We start from the raw sequence: 3,583 nt of genomic DNA, 5'->3' as shown, positions 1-3,583 counted from the left end.
CGACGTGCCCCAGGCGCGCCGCACGGCCCCGCCCCGGCCGAAGACCCAGCAGGTCCACAGACCTCTCGCCTGCCTCACCGGAGGCAAGCGCCGCCCGGTGCCCGCCAGGGGGTGTCGTCACACTCCCGTCGTCGTCCGCAGGACGGCTTTGCGGCGTCCGGTGCATGCTCTCGGCGCGCCGGGCGGAAGTCCGCGCACTGGGCGTACTCGGGCTTTCGTCCGGTGCGGCGAGAGTACGCGCCGGGCGTCGCGGGGCAGACGGGAGTCTGACGACACCCCCTAAGGGGTGTCGTCCGCGCCGTCCTCCCTCAGGTCCGTCACGCGTTCGAGCAGGATCGGCTCCCACGTCCGGCGGAGCTGGGAGCGCAGGAGGGGGAGGGGGGCGACGGGGCGGCCGGAGAGGGTTTCGGCGAGGCGCAGGACGCTGTCGCAGCGGGCCAGCCAGAGGCCGCGCAGACAGGGCCGGGCGCCGTAGCCGGCGAGGGTGGCGGCGCGGACGGCGGCGGGTGCGCCGACGGCGCGGGCGAGCCCGGCGATGTCCTCGGCCGGGTCACCGATGACTGTGTCGGCCCAGCCGAGCACACCGCGCACCCGCCCGTCGGCGCTGACGACCAGGTGCTCGCCGGTGAGTCCGTGGTGGACCAGGACGGCGCCGCCGGGCTGCGCGGCGAGTTGGCCGGCCGCGGGCGGGGTGAGCTGCCGCAGCCGCGTCGCGTCGAACTCGTCGGCCGCGTCGAGGCGTTCGGCAGCCTGTCCGGCTGCCCGGCGCAGTGCCTCCAGCGAGCGCGGGGCGGTGCGCGGCACGCCCAGCGCCTCGGCCTGCCGCGGCGGCACCTCGCGCAGGCCGGTGAGCAGCCCGGCGAGGTCGGCCTCGCCGAGGGCGGAGACGTCGTGCTCCTCGCCGGAGCCGCCGGGCACCTTGGTGTCGAGCGTGCAGGTGAGTCCGGGCGCCCACTCGCCGTGCGCCACGCTGGTCGGCACGGCCATCGGGAGGTGCGGCCGGACCAGGTCGCGCACCCGCAGTTCACGGCGCTGGCGGACGGCCGCCTCGGCGTCCGGTGCGAGGCGCAGCACATGGCGGGTGCCGACCCACCAGGTGGCGGGCTCCGCGGCGCCGCCGACCGGCCGGACGTCGGGGCCGGCGGCGGTGTCCGTTCCCTCCCTGAGCAGGGAGCGGACCAGTCGGCGGACGGTGTCCGCGGTGGGTGTCGGTGCCTGGGTCATGGTCGGCCGTTGTCGTGTGCGGGGCGTACGGGGACGGGATGGCGGGGCGGGGTCAGTCCACTGTCACCATCTCGCGCGGGGTGTTGTTCAAACGACGGCCGCCGTCCTCGGTCACGGTCACGATGTCCTCGATGCGGACGCCGAACCGGCCGGGGAGGTAGATCCCGGGCTCCACGGAGAAGCACATGCCGGGCACGAGGGCCTGTTCCTCGCCCTCGATCATGTACGGCGGTTCGTGCGTGGTGACGCCGATGCCGTGCCCGGTGCGGTGGATGAAGTACTCGCCGTACCCGGCGTCGGTGATGACCGCGCGGGCGGCCCGGTCGACCTCCTGGCAGGCGGCGCCGGGCCGCACCGCGCGGAAGCCCGCCTCCTGCGCCTCGCGGACGATGTCGTGTACCCGGCGTTCCTCGTCGGTGGGTTCGCCGACGTGGACCGTGCGGGAGGTGTCGGAGCCGTAGCCGTCCTTGAGGCCGCCGAAGTCGAGGACGACCATGTCGCCGCGTTCGACGGCCCGGTCGCCCACCTCGTGGTGCGGGTTGGCGCCGTTGGGGCCGGAGGCGACGATGGTGAAGTCGACCTGTTCGTGGCCGAACCGGCGCAGCAGGTCGGCGAGATCCGCGGCGATCTCGGACTCCCGGCGGCCGGCGAAGGGAACCTTCCGGATCTCCTCGAACGTGGCGTCGGCGGCGGCTCCCGCCGCCGTGAGGAGCCGCAGCTCCGCCTCGTCCTTCACCGCGCGGAGCATCGGCAGGGCCTCGGTGAGGGAGGCGTAGGAGGTGCGGGGCAGCGCCTTCTGCAGACCCAGCAGGTGCAGGGCCCACGCGTTGTCGCTGACCCCGAAGCGACCGGACGCGTCCAGGAGGGCGGCGGTGGCGGCGTAGGGGTCCTTGCCGTCGGTCCAGTCGCGCAGGGTCAGCACGGGGGCGCCCGCGGCCTTCTCGGCGTCCGGGGCCTCCAGGGTGGGGACGACGAGGACGGGGTCCTGCCCGGGGGCGAGGACGAGCAGGGTGAGCCGTTCGGTGGTGGCGGTGGGCGCGTAGCCGGTGAGCCACACGAGGTCCGGGCCGGGGGCGACGAGGAGTCCCGCCAGTCCCGCGTCGGCGGCGGCGCGAGTGGCCCGCTCCATGCGGGCCCGGTAGTCGTCGGCGGTGAAGGGCGCGGGCGTGCTGGTGCCGGTCATCCGGGCCTCCTGGCGGGTGCGGGAACCACGGGCAGCATCCTGCCCGGACAGTGGGGGCGGCGCGAGCCGGTGTGCGGTGCTTTCGAGACTTTCGGACGGGTCCGCGGCCACGGGTCAGCCCTCCAGCGCCATCCGGATACCGAGGAGCAGCAGTACGCCGCCGGAGACCTGCTCCAGCCGTCGGCGCACCCCCGCGCGGGACAGCGCGGCCTTCATCCGGCCGACGAACCACACGTAGAGGCTGTAGTAGCCGATCTCGTAGACGGCCCAGAGCGCGGCGAGACCGACCATGGCGGGCAGGTGCGGGGCGCCGGCGGGGACGAACTGCGGCAGGAAGGACAGCGCGAAGACGGCCGCCTTGGGGTTGGCGAGGTTGAGCAGCAGCCCCGCGCGGTAGGCGGACCAGCCGCCGCGCTCGACGCCGTGCCAGGCCTCCCCGGCCTCGCCGGTGTGCCGCAGCCGGTGGGCATGGCGCAGGGCCTGGACGCCGAACCAGACGAGGACGGCGGCGCCGGCGTAGCGCATCACGTCGTAGGCCACCTGGGAGGCGGTGAGCAGGGCGGTGAGGCCGAAGGCGGCGGTCACGCCCCAGACGAAGACGCCGGTCTCGTTGCCGAGCACGGTCAGGAAGCCGGAACGGCGGCTGCGCAGCGACTGCTTGATGATCAGCACCGTGCTCGGTCCGGGCGAGGCGGCGATCAGGGTGCAGGCGCCGAGAAAGGCGAGGAGGGTGCTCAGCATGGGCCTCATCGTGGCCTCGCGCGGGACGGGCTGCCCAATGGTTTTCGCGACGCGCCGCTCCGCGCGGCCTCAGGTCACGAGGCCCGGGACGGCCGTGAGCTGCTGGTAGCCGCCGCTCTCATGGCGCACCGTCAGCGTGATCTCCTCGCCCGGCTCGGCCTGCCCGACGGCACGGGCCAGGTCGGCGGCGGAGTCGATCCGGGCGCCGTCGAAGGTGAGGAGCACATCACCGCGAACCAGGCCCGCCGTGTGGCCGGGACCCGGGGCGTGCACCCCGACCACCCGGGCACCGGGCTTCTCGGCGTCCACCACGGCCACGCCGAGCATCGCCGCGGCGGCTGACGGGGAGGGTGCCCGGGACCCGGGCGGCGCGGACGGGCCGGAGCCCGCCGACACGGCCGGGCCGCCCGCGGCCGCCGGGCCCGGCGCCCGCTG

The 3,583-nt window shown here is 75.4% G+C and carries 4 protein-coding genes; all 4 read right to left on the bottom strand.

Annotated features, from left to right (window positions below; all coding sequences use genetic code 11):
* Window positions 1-279 precede the first annotated feature (279 nt).
* On the bottom strand, window positions 280-1,224 hold the full coding sequence (locus CCN42_RS39410) for an aminoglycoside phosphotransferase family protein (RefSeq protein WP_086741968.1): 945 nt from the start codon (window positions 1,222-1,224) through the stop codon (window positions 280-282).
* Between the two features lie 52 nt (window positions 1,225-1,276).
* Window positions 1,277-2,407 carry an aminopeptidase P family protein gene (locus CCN42_RS39405; RefSeq protein ID WP_086741967.1) on the bottom strand — a complete coding sequence of 377 codons (1,131 nt, stop codon included), beginning with the start codon at window positions 2,405-2,407 and terminating at the stop codon, window positions 1,277-1,279.
* 114 nt (window positions 2,408-2,521) lie between these two features.
* Window positions 2,522-3,148, bottom strand: coding sequence for a LysE family translocator (locus CCN42_RS39400; protein WP_086741966.1), 627 nt, complete (start codon window positions 3,146-3,148; stop codon window positions 2,522-2,524).
* A 69-nt stretch (window positions 3,149-3,217) separates the two neighbouring features.
* Window positions 3,218-3,583, bottom strand: a 366-nt coding sequence (locus CCN42_RS39395) for a PDZ domain-containing protein (RefSeq protein WP_245877679.1), incomplete at its 5' end; no start/stop codon positions are given.

This window comes from Streptomyces glaucescens (assembly GCF_002154375.1).
Classification (GTDB): domain Bacteria; phylum Actinomycetota; class Actinomycetes; order Streptomycetales; family Streptomycetaceae; genus Streptomyces; species Streptomyces glaucescens.
This window is presented reverse-complemented; position numbering and strand designations above follow the sequence as displayed.

Coding starts and splice junctions, on each gene's coding strand:
- CCN42_RS39410 (WP_086741968.1), bottom strand. CDS start 1,224: ATGACCCAGGCACCGACACCCACCGCGGACACCGTCCGCCGACTGGTC.
- CCN42_RS39405 (WP_086741967.1), bottom strand. CDS start 2,407: ATGACCGGCACCAGCACGCCCGCGCCCTTCACCGCCGACGACTACCGG.
- CCN42_RS39400 (WP_086741966.1), bottom strand. CDS start 3,148: ATGCTGAGCACCCTCCTCGCCTTTCTCGGCGCCTGCACCCTGATCGCC.